This is a genomic window from Pseudoalteromonas gelatinilytica, assembly GCF_001641615.1.
Taxonomy (GTDB): domain Bacteria; phylum Pseudomonadota; class Gammaproteobacteria; order Enterobacterales; family Alteromonadaceae; genus Pseudoalteromonas; species Pseudoalteromonas gelatinilytica.
Genome location: NZ_LRRU01000014.1, coordinates 127,231 through 153,133 on the forward strand (window position 1 = coordinate 127,231; position 25,903 = coordinate 153,133).

The window sequence follows — 25,903 nt, forward strand, 5'->3', positions numbered from 1 at the left end:
TAAGCGCATAAAAGATATAAAAACTATGAGTCAGCAAAATTATAACGCCGAAGCAATTGAAGTCTTAAACGGGTTAGAACCCGTAAAACGCCGCCCAGGTATGTACACCGACACGGTTCGTCCTAACCACTTAGGTCAAGAGGTTATCGATAACAGTGTCGATGAAGCAATGGCAGGTCATGCAACAAAAATAGATGTCATTCTTCATGAAGATAATTCCCTTGAAGTTATCGATGACGGCCGTGGTATGCCGATTGATATTCACCCTGAAGAAGGTATTCCGGGTGTGGAACTTATTTTTACCAAGCTGCACGCCGGTGGTAAATTCTCAAATAAAAACTATCAATTCTCGGGTGGCTTACACGGGGTAGGTATTTCGGTTGTAAATGCGCTATCGACTCGTGTTGAAGTTACTGTGCGCCGTGATGCACAGCAATTTCGCATGGCCTTTGAGAACGGCGATAAGGTTGAAGACTTAAACGTCATTGGCTCTGTGGGCAAACGTAACACAGGTACAACCGTGCGCTTTTGGCCTGATGCCAGCTATTTCGACTCAGCTAATTTTTCGATTACTAAGCTTAATCATTTATTAAAAGCCAAAGCGGTATTATGCCCAGGCTTACGTATCAAGTTTACTAACAAGCAAACCAAAGAAAGCCAAGAATGGTATTACGAAACTGGCTTAAAAGACTATTTAACAGAAGCGGTTAAAGGTTTTGAAATACTACCAAAAGAACCATTTATTGGTGAGTTTTCAAGCTCAACAGAGGGCGCTGACTGGGCTGTAGTGTGGTTGCCTGAAGGCGGTGAGTCCATTGCAGAAAGCTATGTAAACTTAATCCCTACTGCACAAGGTGGTACACACGTTAATGGTTTACGCCAAGGTTTACTTGAAGCAATGCGTGAATTCTGTGAATTCAGAAACCTACTACCGCGTGGTGTAAAGCTAACACCTGATGATATTTGGGAGCGCTGTAGCTATGTGTTGTCGGTAAAAATGCAAGATCCGCAGTTTGCAGGTCAAACAAAAGAGAAATTATCATCTCGTTCTTGCGCGGCGTTTGTATCTGGTGTGGTGAAAGACTCATTTAGCTTATGGTTAAACGAGCACACTGAGACTGCTGAATTATTAGCTGAGCTATGTATCTCAAATGCACAGCGCCGCTTACGTGCTGCCAAAAAAGTTGTCCGTAAGCGCATTACCTCAGGCCCTGCGTTACCTGGTAAATTAACTGATTGTAGCGCTCAAGATAATGACCGCACTGAACTGTTTTTAGTAGAGGGTGACTCTGCGGGTGGTTCAGCAAAACAAGCACGCGACCGTGAATTCCAAGCAATCATGCCGCTGCGCGGTAAGATTTTAAATACGTGGGAAGTTGAGTCAGGGCAGATTTTAGCATCGCAAGAGGTGCATGATATTTCAGTGGCTCTAGGTATTGACCCAGACTCGAGTGATTTATCTGGTCTACGCTACAACAAGATTTGTATTTTGGCCGATGCTGACTCGGATGGATTACACATTGCTACCTTGTTATGTGCACTGTTTGTTCGCCATTTCCCTGCGCTTGTAAAAGAAGGTCACGTCTATGTGGCGATGCCACCGCTATTTCGTATCGACATCGGAAAAGAGGTGTATTACGCCCTTGATGAAGATGAAAAGAACGGTATTTTAGCGCGCATTGAAGCAGAGAAAAAACGCGGCAAAGTGAACGTGCAACGCTTCAAAGGGTTAGGTGAAATGAACCCATTACAACTGCGCGAAACGACCATGGACCCTAATACGCGTCGTTTAGTACAGCTTACTTTGGATGAAGAAGAGCAAACCATGGAGATGATGGACATGCTTCTTGCGAAAAAGCGTTCATCAGACCGTCGCCAATGGTTAGAAGATCACGGTAACCGCGCAGAAGTTTAATAAAGGGTGTAGTAACCTAATTGCTAGCAACGAATTAAAGGGCAAGACAAAAATGAAAAAATTACTGACCTCCTTACTATCGCTGAGCTTGTTATCAGCGCCTGTAATGGCAAAAGATATTCTTGATAAGTTAACTGTTGCTGATGGCTTTTCTATCAGCTTATTCGCTGATGATGTCGAAAATGCACGCCAAATTGCGGTATCAAAAAAAGGCATTGTTTACGCAGGTTCACGTAAAGCAGGAAACGTGTATGCATTAATTGATCACAACAGTGATGGTGTAGCAGATAAAAAGATTGTGATTGCCACAGGTCTTGAAATGCCATCTGGTTTGGCTGTTAAAGATGGTGATTTATATGTGGCTGAAGTGTCACGTATTATTCGTTTTAAAGACATTGATAAAAATCTAAAAGATCCTAAATTCGAAGTGGTATACGATAAGTTCCCAACAGATCGTCATCACGGCTGGAAGTTCATTAGCTTTGCACCAACAGGTGAATTAATTGTGCCAGTGGGTGTGCCATGTAACATTTGCGCTGAAGACGACAAATACGGTCGTATCTTTTCTTTAAATGTTGATACCAAAGAAATTAAAACGATCGCCAAAGGTGTACGTAACTCAGTTGGTTTTGACTATCATCCTACAACAAATGCATTTTGGTTCAGTGATAACGGCCGTGACATGATGGGTGATGACATCCCTCCTTGCGAAATTAACCGTGTTGGTGAAGGCGAAGAGGGCGCGCATTATGGTTTCCCTTATGTTCACGCCGGTGCGATTTTAGATCCTGAATTTGGCGCAGGCAAAAGCATTGCTGACTATAAATCGCCAGCCCTTGCATTAGGTGCCCATGTTGCACCACTGGGTATCCATTTCTATAACGGCAAGCAGTTCCCTGCTAAGTATAAAGAGCAATTATTTGTTGCCGAGCATGGCTCTTGGAACCGTAGTAAAAAGTCAGGTTATAAAGTAATGCTAGCGAATGTTGATCAAGGTCGTATTACTAAATACACCCCATTCATCACTGGTTTCATGCAAAACGAAGAAACATTTGGTCGCCCAGTTGCATTTGCAGAGCTTGCAGATGGCAGCTTATTGATCTCAGACGACTTTGCTAACGTGATCTATCGTGTTAGTGCTAAGAAAAAATAGGTAAGCGTTAATGAGTGATACAGATACCTTGCTGATGCAAGGCATAGAACAACAAACAATGGGGCGTTTTACCGAAGACGCCTACTTAAACTACTCAATGTACGTCATCATGGATCGCGCCTTACCTCATGTAGGTGACGGTCTAAAACCTGTACAGCGTCGTATCATTTATGCAATGAGCGAACTGGGGTTATCGGCGCAAGCAAAATATAAAAAATCAGCGCGTACCGTGGGTGATGTACTGGGTAAATACCACCCTCATGGTGATAGTGCCTGTTACGAAGCAATGGTGTTAATGGCGCAGCCGTTTTCTTACCGCTACCCGCTGGTGGACGGTCAAGGTAACTGGGGTGCTGCGGATGATCCTAAGTCATTTGCTGCGATGCGTTATACCGAAGCGCGTTTATCTAAGTTCTCTGAAGTTTTATTAAAAGAGCTTGGCCAAGGCACAGTTGACTGGACCTCAAACTTTGATGGCACACTCGATGAGCCAATGGTGTTACCTGCGCGTTTACCACATATCTTACTCAATGGTGTGACCGGTATTGCGGTAGGTATGGCGACCGATATTCCGCCGCATAATGTGCGTGAAGTTGCCAGTGCCTGTTGCTTACTTCTTGATAAACCAAAAGCTGAAATCGAAGAGTTGCTTGAGTTAGTGCATGCGCCTGACTACCCAACAGAAGCTGAGATCATCACACCCAAAGACGATATTCGTAAGATTTATCAGACCGGACGTGGCTCTATCAAGATGCGTGCAATTTACACTGAAGAGCAAGGTGACATAGTGATCACAGCGCTGCCTCATCAGTGTTCAGGTGCAAAAGTACTTGAGCAAATTGCTGCGCAAATGAATGCTAAAAAGCTGCCAATGGTTGCTGATTTACGTGACGAATCAGATCACGAAAACCCAACTCGTATCGTAATTGTTCCGCGTTCTAACCGTATTAAGGCTGAGCCATTAATGGCGCACCTATTTGCAACGACAGACTTAGAAAAGAACTACCGCGTAAACTTAAACATGCTTGGCCTCGATGGTCGTCCGCAAGTTAAAGACTTACGTAGTATCTTAACTGAGTGGTTAACGTTCCGCCGTGAAACAGTTCGCCGTCGTTTACAATACCGCTTAGATAAAGTGTTAGCACGCTTGCATATTTTAGAAGGTTTATTAACTGCTTTCTTAAATATTGACGAAGTCATTGAAATTATTCGTACTGAAGATAAACCGAAGCCTGTATTAATGGAGCGCTTTGGTATTACCGATATTCAAGCCGAAGCGATTTTAGAATTAAAACTACGTCATTTAGCAAAACTTGAAGAATTCAAGATTAAAGGTGAGCAAGATGAGCTTGCTCTAGAACGTGATAAGTTAGAGCAAATTTTGGGTTCTGAGCGTCGTATGTCGACGTTGATGAAAAAAGAAATCCAAGAAGCGGCTGAAATGTACGGTGATGATCGTCGCTCACCTGTTGTTGAACGTTTAGAAGCAAAAGCACTAAGCGAAAAAGATCTTATTCCTTCTGAGTCAGTGACCGTTGTGTTATCTGAAAAAGGCTGGGCACGTGTCGGTAAAGGTCATGATTTAGATGTTGAAGGGCTAAGTTATAAGTCAGGCGACAGTTATAAAGCCTCTGCGCGAGGTAAGAGTAATCAGCCTGCGGTGTTCTTAGACTCAAGTGGTCGCGCTTTTGCTACTGATGCCCACAGTTTACCTTCAGCACGTAGTCAAGGCGAACCAATGACAGGGCGCTTTAACTTAAGCGCTGGTGCTAACTTTGAGCATGTCGTGATGGCAGAAGACAACCAAGTGTTGTTAATGGCTTCAGATGCAGGTTATGGCTTTATAAGCGACTTTAAAGATCTGGTGAGTAAGAACAAAAACGGTAAAGCGCTGGTCAGTGTTCCTAAAGGGGGTGAGTTACTCGCGCCAATTAGAGTGACTGATGTAGCAACTGACTACTGTATGGCAATCTCTAACGAAGGCCGAATGTTGCTATTCCCACTGCGCGACTTACCTAAGCTAAGTAAAGGTAAAGGCAATAAGATTATTTCTATCCCAAGTGCGAAAGTGCAAGCCCGTGAAGAGTTTGTAAAAGTACTGGCTGTGGTGCCTGAGGGCAGTAGCGTAACTCTGCATGCAGGGAAACGAAAACTGACACTCAAACCGTCTGATCTTGAGCATTATCATGGTGAACGCGGTAGACGAGGTAATAAGTTACCACGTGGTCTGCAGCGAGTTGATGAAGCTGTTGTTGAAGTGATTCAGACTGATGATAGTGATGAGTCGCCAAGCGAAGTAACAGAGTAAAAACCAGAGGCCTGCAATTGCAGGCCTTTTTATTAGCAAAACTCACAAATACATTTAAGCGTACACATGTGCGCTTAAAGCTATTGCAATAGCATTTTTCACGTTATAATGCGCGCTGATTAGTACGAGGAGAATTCGTTTGTTAGCTATTTTTCGCATAATTTTCATGGCGTTATTTATTGTTTTAAGCTGTGTTTTTGGGCTGCTTTTATGCATTGTGAAGCCATTTCATACTAATAACGTGCATATTATTTCTGGTTGGTTTTGCAAGGTAGCTAAAATTTTAGGTGTAAAACTTGAGCTTAAATATCACGAGACTCCTAAAAATATTGGCCCTGCTGTCTATGTAGCAAATCATCAAAATAACTATGACTTATTCACTTTGCCTGCCATGGTTCCAGAAAACTGTGTAAGCCTAGGTAAAAAAAGCCTTAAATGGATCCCATTTTTTGGTCAACTATATTGGTTATCGGGAAATATCTTAATTGACCGTGCTAACCGCTCAAAAGCGGCTGGCACAATTTCTAAATCGGCTGAGAAAATAAAACAAAAAGGTCTATCGGTTTGGATGTTTCCTGAGGGCACGCGAAGCTATGGCCGTGGTTTATTACCCTTCAAAACAGGTGCTTTTCACACTGCAATGAGTGCAGATGTGCCAGTCGTGCCAGTTTGTATGAGTACAACACACAAAACTATTAAGCTAAATCGCTGGGATAATGGTACAATTTACCTCGAAATGTTAGCGCCGATTTATCTTGATAAAGACGTATCTGCTCGTGACCATGCTTCACATGTTCATCAGATTATGGCTGCTAAAATAACTGAATTAGATGCTCAAGTGAGAAACAAATAATGGAAAATTGGCGCGAAATTACTGAAGACATCGTTACTTCATTACTTGAAGATGGCTCAGATCCTGAAGTACTTTATGAAGTGGAACACCACTTTGTTAGCGAAAATTTTGAAAAGCTAGAGCAAGCAGCTTTAGCCGCTTTTAAACTAGGTTACGATGTTGAAGAACCTGCTGAACTTGAGCTTGAAGACGGCGAGAAAGTGTGGAGTTTTGACGTGGTTGTTGAGTGTGAACTTGACGTAGAAGCCATTATGGAAGATGTAGACAAGCTAGAAGCACTTGCTCAGCAAACAGATGTTGAATACGACGGCTGGGGCACTTACTTTCAGGAATAAATAGCTAGAGAGCTGTCAGCTATCAGCTATCAGCCGTCAGCTATCAGCCGTCAGCTTTCAGGGATAAAGTTAGCGAGTTGCTACTTTCTAACTTTACTCTTTCTAACTTTCCCCTTTCTAACTTTCCCCTTTCTAACTTTCCCCTTTCTAACTTTCCCCTTTCTAACTCCATAGCTCATACCTATTTCGTATTCGCTACCCAATCTATAGACATTTGTAATCAATTAGCGATAATAAAAAACTCGATGTTTTTATGCGCTAAGCTCACATATGCTTATTACCTTACCCATTGCCGAACTTGTACCAGGGATGTTTGTTGACAGTGTCAGTAAGCAACATGAGCATGTAAATAGTATTAAGATCAAAACACGTGGTTTAGTGCGTGATAAAACGATTATTCAGCGCCTGATCTCTGAAGGGGTTGAAGAGCTACTCATCGACTTTACTCAAAGCGATGTTGCACTCCCTAAAAAATACCAGCCAAAACCCGAACCAGCTAAACCGAAAGTTGAACAAAAGCCTGCAGCTAATGAAGAGCCGCAAGGGGTCACGGTTCAACAAGAGTTTTTAAAAGCCAGTGTGCATTACGAACAGCATAGCCGAAAACTACAAGGCTTCTATTCAGACATTACATCAGGTTTAAAGATAAATATGTCGGTGCTCGATGATATCGCTGTTGATATAGTGGGCTCGGTATTTCGTAACCATAACGCATTAACTATTTTAACTCGCCTCAAAGATAAGCATATCTACAATTGGCGTCATATGATTAACACCGCTATTTTGGTGAGTGTGTTTGCTAAGTACTTAGGTTACAACGAAAAAACAATTAAAGAACTGGCAATGGGTGCCTTGATGCACGATATTGGCCAGGCGAAAATGCCACAAGGTGTATTGTCTAAACCAAGCGCTTTAAACGACAACGAAATGCAAGTTGTTAAAAAGCATGTGGCGCAGAGTTTGGGCTTAGTGAAAGGTGAAAAGGGCATTACGCCGTTAATGCTCGATATGATTGTGAATCACCATGAGCGTTTAGATGGTACAGGCTACCCACGTGGTATTGCGGCTGAAAAGTTGAGCCGTGCAGCACGTATTATGGCAATCGTTGATGTGTATGATGCCATGACGGCAGATAGACCCCATCAAATGGGTGAAGAGCCAATCTCAGCGCTGCGTTATTTGCTCGCTAATAAACACATGTTCGATTCTGAATTGGTGCAACGCTTTATTAAGTGCCTAGGTGTGCACCCGGTTGGAACTATTGTGAAATTAAACAATGAGCGTTTGGCATTAGTGATGGAAGGTAACCATGAAAACCCAATCAAGCCGAAAATAAAGATCTTCTATAATGCCAAGCATAAGCATCATATTACTGCCAAAGACGTCGATTTAAGCGCAGAAAAAGAGCTAAAAATTATTGCCAGTATTAAGCCTCTAGATTATCAACTCAATTTGGCTCGTTTGTTAAAAGAGCATCTGCTTGTTTAGACTTAATGCAGCGTTTTTTGGCGTTGCGCTTTGCTGATATAAATGCACCACTAAAGCAACTCGTCATTAATACCAACCACAATAACGTGCCTTTTTCGACATGCAACGCCACGCAACATAATAACAGCGACAACACCGCACTTAGCATAGCGCCTAACCAATAATGATTCACTGGATTATCGCAATCACCCGCTTTAGTACAGGCACAGTAGTTTGCTTTACAAAAATAATGAACACTCACACCGCATAACATCAGTGCCGCAATAATCAATGCGATTCCCATACTCACACTCAACAGAAAAACCTTTATTTTTAGTCTAAAGGGACAAGAAATAGATGTCAATGCAAATGATAATTACTACTGTTTGTTGTTTTTGTAATCAGAGATCTGATGAGTTTTAATAAGTTGTTATCTTGTTGTTAAAATGCGGGTTTTTTACCTATTTCTAACGAAAAATTACAGTTTTTTGATCTTAATTAAGGTAATGTTCGAAAGTTTGTAATCATTAGAATAAAACATCTAATACCAACATACAGCGCTAATCTTTTATGCTTAACTAATAGGTTGCCCTCATTGTTGGATTAGTTTTCGCACAAGTTTGCAAGAGGACACAGATTTATGAAGTTCACTAAAACACTAATTGCAGCATCACTTGCTGTTGTTTCTGCTGACAGCTTTGCTGCAGCTTTCCAATTAGCAGAGCAAAACGTATCAGGTTTAGGTCGTGCATACGCTGGTGAAGCAGCCGTTGCTGATGACGCGTCTGTTGTTGCTCGTAACCCTGCACTTATGTCTTTATTCAAAGACAAGCAAATCTCAGTAGCAGGTATTGCTGTCATTCCAGATGTAAGCTTAAAAGGTGAAAGTGCTGCATACAGCTTAGATGAAAGCTCTATCGATGACGATAGCATTGCGCCATCTGCATTTATTCCTGCAGGTTACTTCACTATGCCTTTAAACGACAAAGTGTCTTTAGGCTTTGGTGCTTTTTCAAACTTTGGTCTTTCAACTGAGTTTAAAGATGACTATGCGGCAGGCTCTATCGCGGGTGAAACTGAAATCGTAACAGTTAACATGAATGCAAGCGCGTCATACAAAATCAACGAACAGTTCAGCCTAGGTCTTGGCTTAAACTATGTTTATGCTGATGCGAAAGTTGTTCGTAATGCAGGTGCAAACCCTCTAGGTTTACCAGCTAACACGCAAATTGCTCACCTTGAAGGTGACGATTACGGCTTTGGTTGGAACATTGGTGCAATGTATCAGTTAGACGAAAACAACCGTTTTGGTTTTAACTACCGCAGCGAAACAGATATCGACTTTGAAGGCGAGTATTCAAACCAACTTCCAGCTGCTTTTGGCGGTCTAGCGGGTACTAAAGTACCAGGTGAGTTAAAATTAACCTTACCAGCCATTGCAGAATTCTCTGGTTCACACCAAATCGATAAGAAGCTAGGCGTACACTACAGCATCTTATGGACTGGTTGGGACAGCTTCCAAAAATTAGAAGCCTACGTACCAGGTGTTGAATCTCCTGTATTCTCTAAAGAAGAGAACTTCTCTGATTCAATGCGTTACTCTATCGGTACTGACTACCAGTACAGCGATGCACTTTTACTTCGTGCAGGTATTGCATACGATGAGTCGCCAGCAGACCAATCGCACCTTTCAATCTCTATCCCTGATACAGATCGTTTCTGGTTCTCGTTTGGTGGTAACTACGCATTCAGCGAAAACTCAAATGTTGACTTAGGTGTAAGCATCCTTCGTGGTAAAACACAAAACTTCTCTGAAAAAGACAGTCTAGCTGCTTCTTTAGGCCAAGATGTTTCATGGGAATTTGAATCAAAAGGTCACGCAGTTCTAGTTGGTGCTCAGTACAACTACAAATTTTAATACCAATTCGTTTAATCCCTCAAAATGATTAAGTATTATTGCGGGTTGGTATAATTGTGACGCGACGTAAAGTCGCTGTTACAGAGCATTAAAAAGCCGCACTATAACAATGTTATAGTGCGGCTTTTTTGTAAGCGCTATAAAACTTATAGCGCTATATATGCTGTTATAGACTTTCGATTTTCGCTTTTTGCGCTAACAGTTTGTCTTTCGCATCGGTAAATTCAGCCAGTTTAGCATGCTCTTTAGCAAGTACAGCTTCTGGTGCGTTATTTACGAACTTCTCGTTAGCTAACTTGTTTTGAACCTGTGCTAAGCCTTTTTCTGCTTTCTCAAGCTGCTTCGCGATACGAGCTAATTCAGCTTCAACATCGATTAGGCCAGCCATTGGGATCATGATCTCAAGGTTACCAACATACGATGTTGCACACGCTGGTGCATCGTCTTTATTATCAAGAAGGGTGAACTCTTCAAGCTTAGCAAGCGACGCTAAGAATGCTTCGTTATCCGTTAAGCGGCGTTTGTCTTCGTCAGACGCATTAGCAAGCAATACAGATAATGGTTTGCTTGGGCTGATATCCATTTCACCACGAATGTTACGAATAGCAAGAATGAATTGTTTAACCCATTCTAGGTCGTCCATCGCTTGGCTATCAACATTAGCTTCATTGTATACAGGGAAACCTTGAACCATGATGCTAGTGCCCGCAGTTTCGATACCTGCAAGTGGCGCAACACGTTGCCAAATCGTTTCTGTGATGTATGGCATTAACGGGTGCATTAAGCGAAGTAGGCTTTCTAATACCGTGATTAAGGTGTGACGAGTACCACGTTGCTGTGCTTCGTTACCTTTAAACAATACTGGTTTAGTCAGTTCTAGGTACCAGTCACAGAATTGGTTCCAAGTGAACTCATAAATGGTGTTTGCTGCTAGGTCAAAACGGTAGTTTTCTAGATGCTCAGTATAGGTTTTAACCGTTGCTTCAAATTGGCCTAAAATCCAACGATCAGCGAGTGAGTACTGTTTTTCAGCATCTGTAGCAAAGCCACAATCTTGCTCTTCTGTGTTCATTAATACGTAACGGCTTGCGTTCCATAGTTTGTTACAGAAGTTACGGTAGCCTTCAAGGCGGTTCATATCCCAGTTGATATCACGACCCGTAGAAGCCATTGCTGCAAGGGTGAAACGCAGTGCGTCTGTACCGTGTGCTTCAATCCCGTTTTCGAATGTTTTACGGGTGTTCTTCTCAATCTTCTTCGCTAGTTGTGGCTGCATCATGTTACCAGTGCGCTTTTCAACTAGGCTTTCAAGGTCGATACCGTCAATCATGTCGATAGGATCAAGTACGTTACCTTTCGATTTAGACATCTTATCGCCGTTTTCATCACGGATAAGGCCAGTGACATAAACGGTTTTAAATGGTACTTGTGGCTTGCCGTCTTCATCTTTGATGAAGTGCATGGTCATCATGATCATACGAGCAACCCAGAAGAAGATGATGTCGAAACCTGTTACCAATACGTCAGACGGGTGGAAGGTTTTTAAATCGTCTGTGTTTGCAGGCCAGCCTTGCGTTGAGAAAGTCCAAAGCGCAGATGAGAACCACGTATCTAAAACGTCTTCGTCTTGCTTAAGTGCAACATCATCAGCAAGGTTGTTATCGCGGCGTACTTCAGCTTCGTCACGACCAACGTATACGTTACCTTCGTTGTCGTACCAAGCAGGGATGCGGTGACCCCACCAAAGTTGACGTGAAATACACCAGTCTTGTACGTCGTTCATCCACGAGAAGTACATGTTCTCGTATTGTTGAGGTACGAACTTAATGTCGCCATTCTTAACTGCTTCTTTTGCAGGCTCTGCAAGCGGTGCTACGCGAACGTACCACTGATCAGTAAGAAGAGGCTCAATCACTACGCCAGAACGGTCACCGTAAGGGACTGTTAAGCTGTGATCTTCAATTTTTTCTAATAGGCCAAGTTCTTCAAATTCGCTCACAATCGCTTTACGTGCATCAAAGCGGTCAAGGCCGTGTAGGCGCTCAGGGATTGGCGCATCTAATTCAAGCTCTTTACCGTCGAATGTGTAGCTTTCGCCTTCGCTTAATACCGCAGCATCTTTGTTGAAGATGTTGATCATAGGAAGCTGGTGACGTTTACCTACTTCGTTATCGTTAAAGTCGTGGGCAGGCGTGATTTTCACACAACCTGTGCCTTTTTCCATGTCTGCATGCTCGTCGGCAACAATTGGAATACGACGGTTTACGATAGGCAGTAAAATGTCTTTACCGATCAGGTCTTGGTAACGCTCATCATCAGGGTTAACCGCAACACCTGTATCACCTAGCATTGTTTCAGGACGTGTTGTGGCAACAACGATATAGTCTTTGCCGTCTTGTGTTTTTACGCCATCAGCAAGTGGGTAACGCAAGTTCCACATGTGACCTTGTTTGTCTTTGTTTTCAACTTCAAGATCAGAAATAGCCGTGTGAAGTTTAGGGTCCCAGTTAACTAGACGCTTACCACGGTAAATTAAATCTTCTTTGTGAAGACGTACGAATACTTCTTTAACCGCTTCAGAAAGACCTTCGTCCATAGTGAAACGCTCACGGTCCCAATCCACAGAAGCACCTAAACGACGTAATTGTTTAGTGATCGTGCCGCCAGAGTGGTTTTTCCACTCCCAGATTTTTTCGATAAATGCTTCACGGCCAAGGTCGTGACGTGTTTTACCTTCTTCAGCAGCAAGCTTACGCTCAACAAGCATTTGTGTTGCGATACCCGCGTGGTCAGTACCTACTTGCCATAATGTGTTGTTGCCTTGCATACGCTTTAAACGCGTTAGCGTATCCATAATGGTATCTTGGAACGCGTGGCCCATGTGTAAGCTACCCGTGACGTTTGGTGGCGGGATCATAATTGAGTATGCGTCACCTTGACCAGACGGTTTAAAGTAGCCATTTTCTTCCCAGCCTTGGTATAAAGACTGTTCAATATCTTGCGGATTATAGGTTTTATCCATTACACAGAACCTTAAATAAATGCTTAAATGTCAATTTCTTGCGTTGCAATATGGGCGCCCAGTTGGCGAAGCTTTTTAAACCGCTCACGGGCGGCTTGCTTAGCATTTGGCTCAACGGGTACGAAATCATAAACCTGCTGAAAACGGCGGATAAAATCCGGAAGTTGTTCAGCTAAGTTGATTAATATTTTTCTGTTGCCGACAGGCGGAGTCATACCAATTTCAACCGGTGCGCCACCTTTAGGGCCTTCACCTTGTAAGTTGTGAGGTACAAAACTATCTGGTTCAAATGACCAAATGATGTCGTCGATTGTGTGGGCCGTGTCGGTGTTATCGGCGTAAATAAATACGCGATGACCTAGACGATACTGATCCGCAGCAATTTTAGCTGCCAGATCGAAAACTGCTCCAGCCGATTGGTGGGCATTATCATCTTGTTTTAGAACGTAAAATTGTGCGTTCATGCTCATTGTGACAAACGTCCCCACAGATACACAGATCAAAGCAGGGATTTTGACATAGAACGAGACTTGCTTCAATTAATAAGGCGCCATTTGGCGCCTTATTTAGGGTTAGTTTTAAGCTTGCAATAAGGCTTAATCGTGACTTGCTTCGCTTACACCCGCGCGGTTCAGTAAATACTGAGTCAACATAGGGACCGGACGACCCGTTGCACCTTTGTTTTTACCGCCGCTGCGCCATGCTGTACCTGCGATATCTAAATGCGCCCAGTTATATTTTTTGGTGAATTTAGATAAGAAGCATGCCGCTGTAATCGTACCTGCAGCACGGCCACCTAAGTTGGTGAAATCTGCGAATGGGCTTTCAAGTTGCTCTTGATAGTCATCCCACAGTGGTAGTTGCCAAGCACGGTCGCCACTTTGCTCAGACGCTTTTAGTAGGTCATGGGCAAGCGGGTTGTGGTTTGAAAGTAAACCAGTGGCATGTGAACCCAGCGCGATAATACATGCGCCAGTCAGTGTTGCTACGTCGACAACAGTATCTGGTTCAAAGCGCTCAACATAAGTGAGTGCGTCACACAGTACTAAACGGCCTTCAGCATCGGTATTTAACACTTCAACTGTTTGACCCGACATAGTGGTTAAAATATCGCCAGGGCGATAAGCGTTTGAGCCAGGCATGTTCTCACAACCCGCTAAAACACCGACAACGTTAATCGGTAATTGCATTTGCACTAAAGCGCGCATCGTACCAATAACACCCGCTGCACCACCCATGTCGTATTTCATTTCATCCATGGCTTCGCCAGGCTTAATTGAAATACCACCTGAGTCAAAGGTTAAGCCTTTACCCACTAACACGATTGGCGCTTGGTCTTTGTCGCCACCTTGATAGTTGATCACCGACATAACCGATTCATTCGCGCTACCACGGCCAACTGCTAGGTATGAATTCATGCCCAGCTCAGCCATTTTTTCTTCGCCAATAATCTCAACGCTAACGTTCTCAAAGTTTTCAGCAAGCTCTTGTGCTTGTTCACCTAAATATGCCGGGTTACAGATATTTGGCGGCATGTTGGCAACGTCTTTACATAATTTGCTACCCGCAGCGATTGCTAAGCCATGCTCAATTGCGCTTTCGCCAATGGTTAACTCGCGGCGCGTAGGTACGTTGAAAACAATTTTACGTAGTGGACGGCGAGGGTCGCTCTTTTTGCTTTTCAGTTGGTTGAAGGTGTACAAGCAATCTTGTGTTGTTTCAACTGCTTGACGCACTTTCCAATAGGTGTCGCGGCTTTTAACGTGCTGCTCAGTTAAAAAGCATACCGCTTCCATCGAACCGGTTTCGTTTAGCGTGTTAATCGTTTTTGAGATGATTTGTTTATATTGTTTGTCATCAAGCTCACGCTCTTTACCACAACCTACTAGTAGTACACGCTCGCTCAGCACATTAGGCACATGATGCAATAGCAATACTTGGCCTGGTTTACCTTCAAGGTCACCGCGGCGTAGCAAGTTAGAAATATAACCGTCACTGATCTTATCTAATTGTTCACCAATGGGGGATAAACGACGTGGCTCATAAACGCCTACTACAATACATGCGCTACGTTGCTTTTCTGGACTACCACTTTTTACGCTAAATTCCATTGTTACTCCTGATATTGAGTCATATAACCTTAGTTAATAAGGGTAAGAAATTCTTTTACGAGTCCTTTCTTACATTTTTTAGTTTAATAGCACTAATCTTAGTACATAAACTATGACTCTATTTATGTGTTTTTGAACTTTATCTTAATGTGACTATCAATATCACATAATAGACGCCATCTGCACCATTTATGCAAGATTATATGTTCTTGCTAGGTATGATATTTAACTGTGATGGCATATAATAAAGTGAGTAAAATAACTAGTTTACTCAAAATTCCTTACTATTCCAGTGAAACTCGATGTTTAACAGGGGCGAGCATTGCTAATTTTTCGTTATTTGACCACTGAAGTTCTCAAGTCGCAGGTCGCCGTATTTTTAACTTTGATGACTATTTTTGTGTCTCAAAAGTTTGTTGTTATTTTAGGAGACGCCTCTGAAGGGGGTCTTCCTGCTAAACTTGTGCTCTCGATGATTGCACTAAAACTTCCTCAGCTGGCTTCCCTTATCTTACCTTTGAGTATCTTCTTAGGGATTATTCTGGCGTACAGTCGCATCTATGCCGACAGCGAAATGACCGTATTCAGAGCTTGCGGTGTCAGTGAATGGTATGTGGTTCGGGTAACACTTATCTCAAGCACTGCGATGGCTGTTTTAGCTGGGACGCTGACACTTTACATCGCGCCATGGGCCAGTGAACAAGAATATCAATTAAAAGAGCAAGCCAAAGCTGATGCTGGCTTATCGGCATTACGTGCCGGGCGTTTCCAACAAACCGGTAACGAAAAAGCTGTGGTCTTTATTCACAATATTGAAAATGGCGGCAAAGAGTTACACAAGGTATTTGTTGCTCAGCTACCCGATCGTGAAAAAGGTGACTTAGCACGTTTGGTGTATGCAGAACGTGGTGTGGTGATTGAGCAAGAAAGCGGTGAACAGCAACTTGTTCTTAACGATGGTAAGCGCTACGAAACAGATGGCGAGTCTGCTGCGTTAAACTTAACAGAATTCGATGGTTACAGTGTGCAAATTCAAGATCAAGAAATTGAACACCAGCGCCGTAAGTTAGAAGCCATTCCAACGCTTGATTTATTCAAAATGAAAACCTCTGAAGCCATTGCACAGTGGCAATGGCGTCTTGCTATTCCGCTGTCAATTCCATTGTTAACTTTACTAGCAGTACCTTTGAGTGTGGTGAATCCACGCCAAGGTAAATTTGCTAAATTAGTGCCTGCAATCAGCTTGTATTTAGGGTATTTCATATTACTCAATGCCGCTAAATTTGCAGTTGAAGATGGCAAAATACCTCCTTCAATTGGTTTATGGTGGATCCATTTGTCAGCTTTATTTATTGGTGGATTCTTGATTATTAAAGGTCGTCCGCTCGGCGCATGGTTAAAAGCAGTTGTGACTAAGCGGGAGTTAAACGCATGATGAAAACACTCGACTGGTATTTAGGTCGCAGCATAATTCAAACCACCGGTTTTGCTTTAATGGTACTGGTAGGTATTAGTACCCTAATTAAGTTTATTGAGCAGTTAAAATCGGTTGGCCGTGGTAGTTATGATATTGCTACTGCGCTTATTTACACTCTATATAGCATGCCGGGTGATTTAGTTATCTTCTTCCCAATGGCAGCCTTGATTGGTGGCTTAACAGGCTTAGGTGCATTGGCATCAAACAGTGAGCTGGTAGTCATGCAAGCGGCGGGTATGTCACGTTTACAAATTATTGCATCAGTAATGAAAACCGCGATGTTTATGGCGATTTGTATGATGGCGCTTGGTGAATGGGGCGCCCCAGAAGCACAGCTCAAGGCAAAAGAGATCCGTAACCAAGCAATTAATGGTGGGGATATTTTTAATGCCAAGCGCGGTGTGTGGGCTAAAGATGGCAGTAATTTCATTAATATTGAAGATGTCGACCAGCAGGGCACTTTACGCGGTGTTCACATGTATCACTTTGATAAATCGTTGCAACTTACTCAAATTACGAAAGCAAAAGAAGCCGTAAACCGTAAAGATGGTTGGTTGTTGCGTGATGTAAACAAAGTAATGATCACGCCAGAGCAAATTAGTACAGAGCAGCAAAAAGAAGAGTTTTACGACTCGCAACTGACCGCCGAGAAACTCGGGGTGGTGTCGGTTAAGCCGGAAGCACTGTCGTTTACTGGGCTTTGGTCATATTTAAGTTACTTAAAACAGAATGAGCAAGATACTAGCACCTATGAATTAGCGCTTTGGCGCAAAATAATGCAACCGGTGTCTGTGGCTGTGATGTTGCTTGTTGCTTTATCGTTTATATTCGGCCCGCTTCGCACCGTGACGATGGGGGCACGTATTATAATGGGTGTAATAACCGGTATTACTTTCCACTTAACCAATGAGATTTTCGGTCCTGTGGTGATGGTTTATCAAATTCCAGCAGTGGTTGGTGCCGTGTTACCAAGCCTGTTGTTTGTTGGTTTTGCAACTTATCTCTTAAATAAACGAGTGTAGTACTTGTGTAAAATGCACAAAAAAAGCGTGGTTTGTAGCCACGCTTTTTTTGTGCCTGATGTGTTGCTTAATCACTTAATCAAGTGAGCGATAAATACGTTTATTTTCTTCTTTGGTGAGGGTGATCACTTCAGTTTTTGCGATGTAATCTTGCAATGCGCGCTTATTTTTAAAATCGACCAACACCACTAAATTACCTAAACCTAATAGCGCAGTAATGGCTCTAAGTGCACCTTGTTGCCAGCTAATTAATTGACCATCGAGGGTTTGCACCTTTAAACGCCATGCCCGCATACCAATTGTTTGGCCGCTCTTAGCCCAAAAATAGCTAAAGAAACTAATACTCACTATCACCAATAGCGCACTACGGATGCCATACAATAATGGTGAATTTTGAATGAAAGCAGATACATCTTCAGCGTCACCAATGCTTAGTAACTCTAAAGAAATTAGCCCTTGAACAGCTAATAAATAGAGTACGGTTGTCAGCATCGCAAAAGCAATGATAACCAAGGTATCGTAAATTAAAGAGGCAAAGCGGCGCCAAAAACCGGCACGTGGAAACTCAGCTGACATAAACAATCTCATCCAATTAAATTGCGCAGTAGTTTAGCAAAGTCCTGAGCAAACAAGAAATAGTTAGCGGTTGTTTAGTAAGTCGACAAACAGGTCTGACCTGCTATAGTTGAGAAAATAATAAAAATGAGCACACAGTTATGGCCGTTTCTCAAAGCGAAACTCATCAGGTATTTAATCAACCCAAACCACTTGAAAACTACAATGCCTATGAGACCGACACGGTACTTCAATATTGGCAAAATCGTTTTGCTGGGCAATGGGGAACTGCGCATTTAACGGCGTTTGGGGAGCAAGTGGGAGGTGTATTACTGCAAGCTGGGTTCTTAGCAAACAAACACTTACCCGAATTAACCACTCACAGCCGATTTGGCGAACGCATAGACCAAGTTGATTATCACCCAAGTTACCATCAGCTAATGCAGCATGCGATAGAGCAAGGGCACTGCGCATTGCCTTGGCAGCAACAAAAAGCCGGTAGCCATGTTGTAAGAGCGGTAATGGCGGTGCTGCACAATCATGCTGATCCGGGCTCCGGCTGCCCATTAACCATGACCTTTGCCAGTGTGCCTGCCATTGCGAGTCAAGAAAATGTAGCGGCTATGTGGCTACCTAAAATACTGGCAAATCATTACGATTCAGATAATAAGCCTTGGACCGAGAAAAAAGGTGTCACCATAGGTATGGCGATGACCGAAAAACAAGGCGGCTCCGATGTTCGTGCTAATACCACCAAAGCCGATGCCGTCAATGAGAGGGGGGCAGGGCAATTATATGCTTTAACTGGGCATAAATGGTTTTGCTCAGCACCTATGAGCGACGCATTTTTAGTCCTCGCTAATACCGATGAAAAGCAATTATCTTGCTTTTTAGTGCCGCGCTGGCTCGAAACTGGCGAGAAAAATGCCATGTATATTCAGCGCTTAAAAAGTAAATTAGGTAATCAATCAAATGCGAGTTCTGAAATTGAATTTAGAGGCGCGCATGGCTGGTTACTCGGCGAGCCGGGGCGAGGCATTGCCACTATTATTCAAATGGTTGCTCTAACTCGTTATGACTGCATGTTGGGTTCAAGCTCGCTGATGTTACAAGCAGTAAAAGAGGCAATTTGGCATACCGCTGGGCGTAGTGTGTTTGGTAAAAACTTACATCAACAGCCACTCATGCTCAATGTATTGGCAGATTTAGCTATCGAAGCAGAGGCTGCACTAGCCATTTCAATGCGTATTGCCAACGCCCTTGATAACCAAGATGATAGCAATGAAGTGGCATTAATACGTAGCGCCACAGCAATCGGTAAATATTGGATCTGTAAGCGTGCAGTGCAGCATACTTATGAGGCTATGGAATGTATTGGTGGTGTGGGTTATGTACAAGACAACATTACCAGCCGACTGTATAAAGAAGCGCCGGTAAACTCTATTTGGGAAGGCTCTGGTAATGTGCAATGCCTCGACCTTCTACGCGTGTTTAGCCGTGAACCTGAATCACTTGAGGTGCTTATCAATGAACTTGAAAAAGCGCGCAGTTTGCATCCTGATTTTGCGATAAAACTCGATGAACTAAAAGAGATGCTCACAGATACTGCAAACCTTGAAATGCATGCTCGGCGCATAATTGAAAGGCTGGCACAGCTTTGGCAAGCAGCAACACTATTACAATTTGGCGAGCCACTTATTGCCGATGCGTTTGTAAAAAGTCGTTTAAGTGGTGCAGGGTTTAGTCAGTACGGCTGCCTGAGTCATGATATCGATTGTCAGGCGATTGTTTCGCGAATGATGCCAAAACTCTAAAGTTAACAACTTGTTTAATTATTGTGCGGTTGAGCAGTGGGGCCGCACAAAACGCTTGCCGCCTTACCCATTCTTTGTATAATGCTTGGCATAGAGACAAAAGCAGTTAAAAAAGCTTCTTGCTCTAAAGTGGTTTTTCTTTATCTTCTCGTGTTTAGAAGGTTAAAGAAAAATGAAGCCAGTATGATGGAATTGGTAGACATGACGGATTCAAAATCCGTTGCCTTCGGGCGTGGCGGTTCAAGTCCGCCTACTGGTACCACTTTTGAACCCTAGCCAATTGGTTAGGGTTTTTTTATGCCTGAAAAAGTTGTTTGCGGACTTGAGCGCCACGCGAGGCGTGGCACTGAAGCAAGTAAAAGTCCGCCTACTGGTACCACTTTTGAACCCTAGCCAATTGGTTAGGGTTTTTTTATGCCTGAAAAAAGTAGTTAGCGGACTTGAGCGCCACGCGGGGCGTGGCACTGAAATAAGTAAAAGTCCGCCTACTGGTACCACTTTTATGACCCCAGCAGATTTGCTGGGGTTTTTTTATGCCTGAAAAAGCTATCAGCTGTCAGTTTTTAGCCGATCGGTGCGGTTATTGTTTTTTGAAACCATCCTCAGCAATTCAATTCGTAAAAGCATTGTAGGAGGCAGTTTACTGCCGAACCAAGAAAACCGAACCAGCAATACCTACCCAAATAACACCAAACCAGCAATGCTGAAAAACATAATTCATGGCTAAAGCCATTCCTACGGGTACATTTTGCCTAGCGCCTAGCACCTAGCACCTAGCACCTAGCACCTAGCACCCAGAGCCTATAACTCAAATCTAAGTACCAATTCAGCCTTTATTAAAGCAACTTTTGTTCTATTTATAAGCGGTCAAGTTCAAACTATGCTTAGCCTACAAATAACCACGAAAAATGTGTGCTTATTTGGTTGAAAATTAATCATTTAAGACTAGAGTACGATGGTGTTTGAATACATCTTATAATACAATTTGCGGTCTGAACTATAAGTGAAGTCAATCACTTAGTGCACAATATCGGTAGGGTAGCATAGCGTGGGTACATACGACTTAAAGCGTATTGTTGAAAGTATTTCAAATCTTAAAAGTGAGAACTTTTATAATGCAATATGCCTGTCTTTATCAGAAGTGCTTGGTGCTTCTCATGTTTTTTTAGCTCAAGTCGATGAGTCAACTTTGTATGCAACGACTATAGCTTTGTGTGCGCATGACGAAATTGTTGAAAACATCAGCTACGATATCCGCTGTACGCCTTGTAACGATGTCAGCTGTGGCAGTATCTCTAGTTTCAGCTCGGGTGTTCAGCAGTTATTCCCAGATGATCAGATGCTCGTTGATATGGGTATCGAAGCTTATGTGGGTGTGCCTTTACAAAGTATATCGGGTAAAACCGATACCATTCTTGTCGCGCTATTTCAGCATGAAATAAATGATGCGATGCAAATTGAGTCTTTTTTCTCGTTATTTACTGGTCTTATCCAGCGTGAAATCGAAAAAGATCGCTTTATAGCTAAATTAGATTTCTCAAACCAACTGATTGAGCAAAGTCACGAAGCGATTTTTATTTGCGACCACAACGTACATATTACCTACGCGAATACCGCATTTACTAAAATGACGGGTTATTCATTGGATGAAGTCTTAGGGCAAAATCCAAAAATTTTAAGCTCAAACAAGTATGACCCGCATTTTTATAAAGCAATGTGGCACCAAATTAATACTGAGGGTAAGTGGTCTGGTGAGATCACTAATAAAACCAAACAAGGTAAGTTGTACACGCAGTTTTTATCGATAACCAAAATGCAAAATAATGGTGAAGATTGCTATGTGGCGTTTATTTTGGATATCACCGAGAAAAAAGAAGCTGAGCAGAAAATTTATTTTCATGCAAACCACGATCAACTCACCGGTTTGACCAATCGTTTTTACTTCAAAGAGTACTTATGCCAGTTGCTATCATCTTTGTCTTATCAAGATGATGAGAATACTAACTTAGCCGTGATCTACTTTGATGTTGATAAGTTTCAAGATATCAACACCGTTTATGGCTTAACCTTTGGTGATAAGGTTTTGTGTGAGCTTGCAGAACGCCTCGACGGTAGCTTTAAAGAATCGGCTTTTTCACGTATCGATGGTGATAGTTTTGCTATCTTACAAACTTATCAGCATGTCAGTGAACTAGAGCATGTTTGCAAACAAATTACCGCGTTACTTGTTGAGCCTGTTTCTATTGGCGGCATTAGTCAGCAGGTTTCAGTTACGCTGGGCATTAGTCAATTTGAGCAAGCTGGAACGGCGACTTCACAAGAAAAAATCGAAAAAATTGCTCGTCGTTTAGTTCGCCAAGCTGAGCTTGCTACCTTGAATGCAAAACAGACAGGCGATGAATATCTGTTTTTCTGCAAAGAGATGGATAACAAGGTTAAAAAGCACAACTTACTGGTTGAGCAGCTTACACAAGCCGTAAAGAACAACGACATAGAAGTGTATTTTCAACCTATTATTGATATTGAAAATAACACGGTCGCTAAATTCGAAAGTTTAGTGCGTTGGAATAACCAAGGGCAATGGGTATCACCTGCTGAGTTTATTCCGTTAGCAGAAGAGTCGCGGGTAATTATTCCCCTCGGTGAACTTGTATTGATTAAAACCTGCCAGCAAATAAAGGCGTTAGAAGCACAAGGTTATGAAAACTTTGTTTTTAATGTGAACCGTTCTTTGTTTGAATTTACTGAGTTTAACCCTGAACGTAATGCATGGCTTGAGATTATTAAAGGGCAAGGGGTTAAACCATCACAAATTTCATTTGAATTAACTGAGAGTGTTTTAGCGCCAGAAAATACGAATCATCTCGATGTGTTAAAGCAGTTGAAGCAAGCTGGGTGTTTAATTTCGCTAGATGATTTTGGTACGGGTTATTCGTCTCTTAGCTACTTGCGTCGTTTTCCGGTTGATGTACTTAAACTTGATAAGTCATTTATTGATGAAGTACATGTTGATTTAGGCGACGAAGCGCTGGTTAAATCGATTATTCAAATGAGTCGTGTATTAGGTATTAAAGTCGTTGCTGAAGGAGTTGAAGAGCGCGAGCAATTGGCTGTGCTAAGCGAAGCCGGTTGTGACTATATACAAGGCTATTACTTTTCTAAACCATTGCCAGCAAATGATGTAATTCCATTTTTAACGCAATTTTCTCGAGAGCAGTAGGTAATTACTGTATGATTTTGACATCAAACAGTTAGCAAAGCTTGTGATGTCAGAATTAACCGCAAAGCAAAACATAAAGGCGATTGTTACAGCCATTAAGGCCGAAGAGCAATCGCTTAGAGCGCGTTTCCCTATACTCAACCAGCAAAATACACTTGCGATGATTATTCTGCTGGTGTCGTTGTGCTCACTAATCGGTGTTGCAACACTTTATTACTTAGCGGTTATTCCCTCTTGGCTGTGTATCATTCTGGCTGCCTTTATTACCTCGGTATCGCATGAGCTTGAGCATGACCTTATCCATAAGCAGTATTTTAGTAATCACCCTTTTATACATAACTTTATGATGTTAACCGTGTGGCTTATGCGGCCGAATACGGTGAATCCTTGGTATCGCAGAAAGATTCACTTACATCACCATAAAGTATCCGGCACCTCACAAGATTTAGAAGAGCGTTTAGTGGGCAATGGCATTAAATCGCCATTTTTGAGGGGCTTGGTCATTACTGATGGTCTGCTAGGTTTATTAATCAATACCAAGCGATTTAGTAAAGAAATTAGCGGCTTTAAGTTTTTACGGGTGTTTAATGCAGGCTTTCCGTTTGCAACCGCGTATTTTGCGATTCTTTATGGGGTAATTGCTTATTACGCAGTGCAGTTTGTACAGCCATTTACATTGCCGCCGTGGGGAGCTGAGTTACTGGCGGGAGCTGAGTTTTTAATGGTGGTACTTATTGTGCCTAATATCATTCGCTCAACGTCTCTTAACTTAGTGACATCTTCAATGCATTATTATGGCGGTGTAAATAACTTGCTTGAGCAAACGCATGTGATCACCAGCCGTTGGTTTTTACCGTTTCAGTTATTTTGTTTTGATTTTGGCCGAACCCATACAATCCATCATTTTGTGCCGAACCAGCCCTTTTACATTAGGCAATTGATTAGCAAAAAAATACGCCTTATTATGGCCCAGCATGGAGTACGTTTTAATGATTTACAAAGCTTAAAACAGGCTAATCATTACCCTGTAAAAGAGCAGCCATCTCAACAAGGAGTTTAATATGAAGGTTACCGGCCGTTGCCATTGTGGTGAAGTCACTTACCACGCAGAAGTTGATGAAAATAAAGTGATTAACTGTCACTGCACTGACTGCCAAATTATCTCGGGTGCGCCTTTTCGTACCGTTGTTGTGTCTGTGCCAGATGGGGTTACTTTTACAGGTGCTGAGCCAAAAGAATATATAAAAATTGCCGAGAGTGGTAATCAGCGTGCGCAAGGGTTTTGTGGTAACTGTGGTACAGCCTTATACGCGACTTCTGTAGGTGCAGGTGAACGTATTTATGGCTTACGTATTGGCGCTATAGAGCAAGCTGATAAGCTTATTCCAAAAGCGCATATTTGGTATCGCTCACATAAACCTTGGCTCGATAACCTTAGTAATATGAGCGCCTTTGAAACCGCCCCTAAATAGCTGCGGTTTCATATTTATTGTTGGCCGATAGTGATATTTCGGCCACTTAAGTAACCAAATAAAGCACACAATAGGCTTGATGCAATACACAGCCAAAGTGCTCCCGCCCAGTTATTAAAATAACTATGTAAGGCGCCCGCAATAATAGGGCCTGTTGCAGCCAATAAATACCCGATACATTGTGCCATACCCGATAACGCAGCGGCTTGCATTGAGTCATGAGTGCGCAGGCTTACAAATGATAAGCCCAAGATAAAACAGGCACCTGAGCAAAAACCTAAGGTGACTGACCAAAGCATCGCAAAGCTAGGCGCAACTAATAATCCAACAGAACAAAGCGCGCCAAGTAATGCCAAGCTTAGGGTTAAGATGCGTTGATCTTTTAATTTGGCAAGTAGTGGAATAAGCACAATACCTGGCAGCGCAGAGGCTACTTGAAAGGCGCCTTGCAAAGCACCCGCATGCTGCGCACTATGGCCGCCTTCTATTAAAATGCTGGGTAGCCAACCTAGCATGATATAAGTGAAAAAGGAGTTAAAGCCAAGTAATAAGGTGATTTGCCAAGCAAGTGCAGAGTGCCAAATTTTGCTTTGTGTACTGTTTGAAACGGATGCCTGTTTTGGCATGGTATGTTGCTTAAGTTGTGGTAACCACACCACAATAGCCAGCACAACCAATAAGGCATAACTGGCAAGCGCCAATTGCCAACCAAGGTCTTTATACTCAGCTAGTGGAATGATGAGTGCTGAATAGCTGCCACCAAAAATGCCCATTGCTAAAACATAACTAGACGTCATTACTGCTACTTTGTGTGGAAAGTCACGTTTTATTAAGCTTGGTAATAACACATTACCAATCGCGATACCGACACCAATTACAGCGGTGCCAATAAATAGCACGGTGGCAGAATCAATAACTCGAGAGACAACCCCTATGCCTATGAGTACCAGGGCAATGAACAGTGATACTTCAAGGCCGCACTTTTTAGCAAGGCTTGCTGCCATAGGCGAGGCAATAGCAAACGCGATTAAAGGTAATGTCGTCAACATGCCAGCTTGTGATGCATTTAACTTAAATTGTTCAATGATCTGTTCAAGCACCGGTGCAATACCAGTGATAGGGGCACGTAAACTGGCTGCAATAAGAAAAATGCCCAGCACTAAAAGAAGGTTACGAATTAGATTTTGAGAAGATGTCACGCTGTTTAGGAGTAATAGCAAGAGGTACATTTATCATACCAAAACACTAAACAGTGTGGGTG

At 42.6% G+C, this 25,903-nt stretch carries 19 protein-coding genes and 1 tRNA gene; 14 read left to right on the plus strand and 6 right to left on the minus strand.

Translation table 11 applies throughout. From position 1 onward, the window contains the following. The first annotated feature begins 25 nt into the window (after positions 1-25). The 6 genes from parE (at position 26) to NH153_RS06475 (ending at position 8,052) form a co-directional block, all read left to right on the plus strand. A complete protein-coding gene (parE, locus tag NH153_RS06450; RefSeq protein WP_063702126.1) occupies positions 26-1,915 on the plus strand; it encodes a DNA topoisomerase IV subunit B in 1,890 nt (629 codons plus the stop codon). A 52-nt stretch (positions 1,916-1,967) separates the two neighbouring features. Then, positions 1,968-3,068: a PQQ-dependent sugar dehydrogenase gene (locus tag NH153_RS06455; RefSeq protein ID WP_063702128.1), complete on the plus strand. Its 1,101-nt coding sequence runs from the start codon at positions 1,968-1,970 to the stop codon at positions 3,066-3,068. A 10-nt stretch (positions 3,069-3,078) separates the two neighbouring features. Beyond that, the gene (gene parC, locus NH153_RS06460; protein WP_063702130.1) at positions 3,079-5,376 is read left to right on the plus strand and encodes a DNA topoisomerase IV subunit A; all 2,298 of its coding nucleotides are present in this window, start codon (positions 3,079-3,081) and stop codon (positions 5,374-5,376) included. 166 nt (positions 5,377-5,542) lie between these two features. Further along, complete coding sequence (locus tag NH153_RS06465; RefSeq protein WP_082422959.1) at positions 5,543-6,229, plus strand: 1-acylglycerol-3-phosphate O-acyltransferase; 687 nt, start codon at positions 5,543-5,545, stop codon at positions 6,227-6,229. After that, positions 6,229-6,564 carry a ribonuclease E inhibitor RraB gene (gene rraB / locus NH153_RS06470; RefSeq protein ID WP_054552644.1) on the plus strand — a complete coding sequence of 112 codons (336 nt, stop codon included), beginning with the start codon at positions 6,229-6,231 and terminating at the stop codon, positions 6,562-6,564. The genes NH153_RS06465 and rraB overlap by 1 nt, the downstream gene beginning before the upstream one ends. Positions 6,565-6,834: 270 nt before the next feature. Further along, positions 6,835-8,052 carry a cyclic di-GMP phosphodiesterase gene (locus tag NH153_RS06475; protein ID WP_063702132.1) on the plus strand — a complete coding sequence of 406 codons (1,218 nt, stop codon included), beginning with the start codon at positions 6,835-6,837 and terminating at the stop codon, positions 8,050-8,052. Here the strand turns inward: NH153_RS06475 and NH153_RS06480 are convergent. After that, positions 8,012-8,335, minus strand: a complete 324-nt coding sequence (locus NH153_RS06480) for a hypothetical protein (RefSeq protein WP_063702134.1) — start codon at positions 8,333-8,335, stop codon at positions 8,012-8,014. The genes NH153_RS06475 and NH153_RS06480 overlap by 41 nt on opposite strands. Positions 8,336-8,671: 336 nt before the next feature. Between NH153_RS06480 and NH153_RS06485 the strand changes: the two genes are divergently transcribed. After that, complete coding sequence (locus tag NH153_RS06485) at positions 8,672-9,949, plus strand: outer membrane protein transport protein (RefSeq protein ID WP_063702136.1); 1,278 nt, start codon at positions 8,672-8,674, stop codon at positions 9,947-9,949. A gap of 166 nt (positions 9,950-10,115) precedes the next feature. Here NH153_RS06485 and NH153_RS06490 read toward each other — a convergent pair whose 3' ends face one another. From NH153_RS06490 to pepA, 3 genes are all read right to left on the minus strand, one after another. Then, complete coding sequence (locus NH153_RS06490) at positions 10,116-12,971, minus strand: valine--tRNA ligase (protein WP_063702138.1); 2,856 nt, start codon at positions 12,969-12,971, stop codon at positions 10,116-10,118. 23 nt (positions 12,972-12,994) lie between these two features. Then, positions 12,995-13,441: a DNA polymerase III subunit chi gene (locus NH153_RS06495; protein ID WP_063702141.1), complete on the minus strand. Its 447-nt coding sequence runs from the start codon at positions 13,439-13,441 to the stop codon at positions 12,995-12,997. A 126-nt stretch (positions 13,442-13,567) separates the two neighbouring features. Continuing rightward, positions 13,568-15,082, minus strand: a complete 1,515-nt coding sequence (gene pepA / locus NH153_RS06500) for a leucyl aminopeptidase (protein WP_063702143.1) — start codon at positions 15,080-15,082, stop codon at positions 13,568-13,570. Positions 15,083-15,404: 322 nt separating this feature from the next. Here pepA and lptF point away from each other — a divergent pair, with 322 nt between their 5' ends. Further along, the gene (gene lptF, locus NH153_RS06505) at positions 15,405-16,517 is read left to right on the plus strand and encodes an LPS export ABC transporter permease LptF (RefSeq protein WP_063702144.1); all 1,113 of its coding nucleotides are present in this window, start codon (positions 15,405-15,407) and stop codon (positions 16,515-16,517) included. Beyond that, positions 16,514-17,581 (plus strand): LPS export ABC transporter permease LptG, encoded by a 1,068-nt coding sequence (gene lptG, locus NH153_RS06510; protein WP_063702145.1) that lies wholly within the window; start codon positions 16,514-16,516, stop codon positions 17,579-17,581. Before lptF ends, lptG begins: the two co-directional genes overlap by 4 nt. A gap of 75 nt (positions 17,582-17,656) precedes the next feature. On the opposite strand, the gene NH153_RS06515 is transcribed toward lptG, so the two are convergent. Further along, the gene (locus tag NH153_RS06515; protein ID WP_063702146.1) at positions 17,657-18,157 is read right to left on the minus strand and encodes an RDD family protein; all 501 of its coding nucleotides are present in this window, start codon (positions 18,155-18,157) and stop codon (positions 17,657-17,659) included. 140 nt (positions 18,158-18,297) lie between these two features. Here NH153_RS06515 and NH153_RS06520 point away from each other — a divergent pair, with 140 nt between their 5' ends. The 5 genes from NH153_RS06520 to NH153_RS06540 all read left to right on the plus strand — a co-directional run bounded on the left by NH153_RS06520 (position 18,298) and on the right by NH153_RS06540 (position 24,642). Continuing rightward, complete coding sequence (locus tag NH153_RS06520; RefSeq protein WP_063702148.1) at positions 18,298-19,950, plus strand: acyl-CoA dehydrogenase family protein; 1,653 nt, start codon at positions 18,298-18,300, stop codon at positions 19,948-19,950. Between the two features lie 177 nt (positions 19,951-20,127). Continuing rightward, positions 20,128-20,212, plus strand: a tRNA-Leu gene (locus tag NH153_RS06525). Positions 20,213-20,998: 786 nt separating this feature from the next. After that, positions 20,999-23,170, plus strand: a complete 2,172-nt coding sequence (locus NH153_RS06530) for a putative bifunctional diguanylate cyclase/phosphodiesterase (RefSeq protein WP_063702150.1) — start codon at positions 20,999-21,001, stop codon at positions 23,168-23,170. Positions 23,171-23,216: 46 nt separating this feature from the next. After that, positions 23,217-24,230 (plus strand): fatty acid desaturase, encoded by a 1,014-nt coding sequence (locus NH153_RS06535; RefSeq protein ID WP_063702151.1) that lies wholly within the window; start codon positions 23,217-23,219, stop codon positions 24,228-24,230. A gap of 1 nt (position 24,231) precedes the next feature. Next, the gene (locus NH153_RS06540) at positions 24,232-24,642 is read left to right on the plus strand and encodes a GFA family protein (protein WP_063702152.1); all 411 of its coding nucleotides are present in this window, start codon (positions 24,232-24,234) and stop codon (positions 24,640-24,642) included. 14 nt (positions 24,643-24,656) lie between these two features. On the opposite strand, the gene NH153_RS06545 is transcribed toward NH153_RS06540, so the two are convergent. Continuing rightward, positions 24,657-25,871: an MFS transporter gene (locus tag NH153_RS06545; RefSeq protein ID WP_082874006.1), complete on the minus strand. Its 1,215-nt coding sequence runs from the start codon at positions 25,869-25,871 to the stop codon at positions 24,657-24,659. Between the last annotated feature and the right edge of the window lie 32 nt (positions 25,872-25,903).

Excerpts from the sequence above, each read along its gene's own strand:
- parE (WP_063702126.1), top strand. The coding sequence starts at position 26 with ATGAGTCAGCAAAATTATAACGCCGAAGCAATTGAAGTCTTAAACGGG.
- NH153_RS06455 (WP_063702128.1), top strand. The coding sequence starts at position 1,968 with ATGAAAAAATTACTGACCTCCTTACTATCGCTGAGCTTGTTATCAGCG.
- parC (WP_063702130.1), top strand. The coding sequence starts at position 3,079 with ATGAGTGATACAGATACCTTGCTGATGCAAGGCATAGAACAACAAACA.
- NH153_RS06465 (WP_082422959.1), top strand. The coding sequence starts at position 5,543 with ATGGCGTTATTTATTGTTTTAAGCTGTGTTTTTGGGCTGCTTTTATGC.
- rraB (WP_054552644.1), top strand. The coding sequence starts at position 6,229 with ATGGAAAATTGGCGCGAAATTACTGAAGACATCGTTACTTCATTACTT.
- NH153_RS06475 (WP_063702132.1), top strand. The coding sequence starts at position 6,835 with ATGCTTATTACCTTACCCATTGCCGAACTTGTACCAGGGATGTTTGTT.
- NH153_RS06480 (WP_063702134.1), bottom strand. The coding sequence starts at position 8,335 with ATGGGAATCGCATTGATTATTGCGGCACTGATGTTATGCGGTGTGAGT.
- NH153_RS06485 (WP_063702136.1), top strand. The coding sequence starts at position 8,672 with ATGAAGTTCACTAAAACACTAATTGCAGCATCACTTGCTGTTGTTTCT.
- NH153_RS06490 (WP_063702138.1), bottom strand. The coding sequence starts at position 12,971 with ATGGATAAAACCTATAATCCGCAAGATATTGAACAGTCTTTATACCAA.
- NH153_RS06495 (WP_063702141.1), bottom strand. The coding sequence starts at position 13,441 with ATGAGCATGAACGCACAATTTTACGTTCTAAAACAAGATGATAATGCC.
- pepA (WP_063702143.1), bottom strand. The coding sequence starts at position 15,082 with ATGGAATTTAGCGTAAAAAGTGGTAGTCCAGAAAAGCAACGTAGCGCA.
- lptG (WP_063702145.1), top strand. The coding sequence starts at position 16,514 with ATGATGAAAACACTCGACTGGTATTTAGGTCGCAGCATAATTCAAACC.
- NH153_RS06515 (WP_063702146.1), bottom strand. The coding sequence starts at position 18,157 with ATGTCAGCTGAGTTTCCACGTGCCGGTTTTTGGCGCCGCTTTGCCTCT.
- NH153_RS06520 (WP_063702148.1), top strand. The coding sequence starts at position 18,298 with ATGGCCGTTTCTCAAAGCGAAACTCATCAGGTATTTAATCAACCCAAA.
- NH153_RS06535 (WP_063702151.1), top strand. The coding sequence starts at position 23,217 with ATGTCAGAATTAACCGCAAAGCAAAACATAAAGGCGATTGTTACAGCC.
- NH153_RS06540 (WP_063702152.1), top strand. The coding sequence starts at position 24,232 with ATGAAGGTTACCGGCCGTTGCCATTGTGGTGAAGTCACTTACCACGCA.
- NH153_RS06545 (WP_082874006.1), bottom strand. The coding sequence starts at position 25,871 with ATGTACCTCTTGCTATTACTCCTAAACAGCGTGACATCTTCTCAAAAT.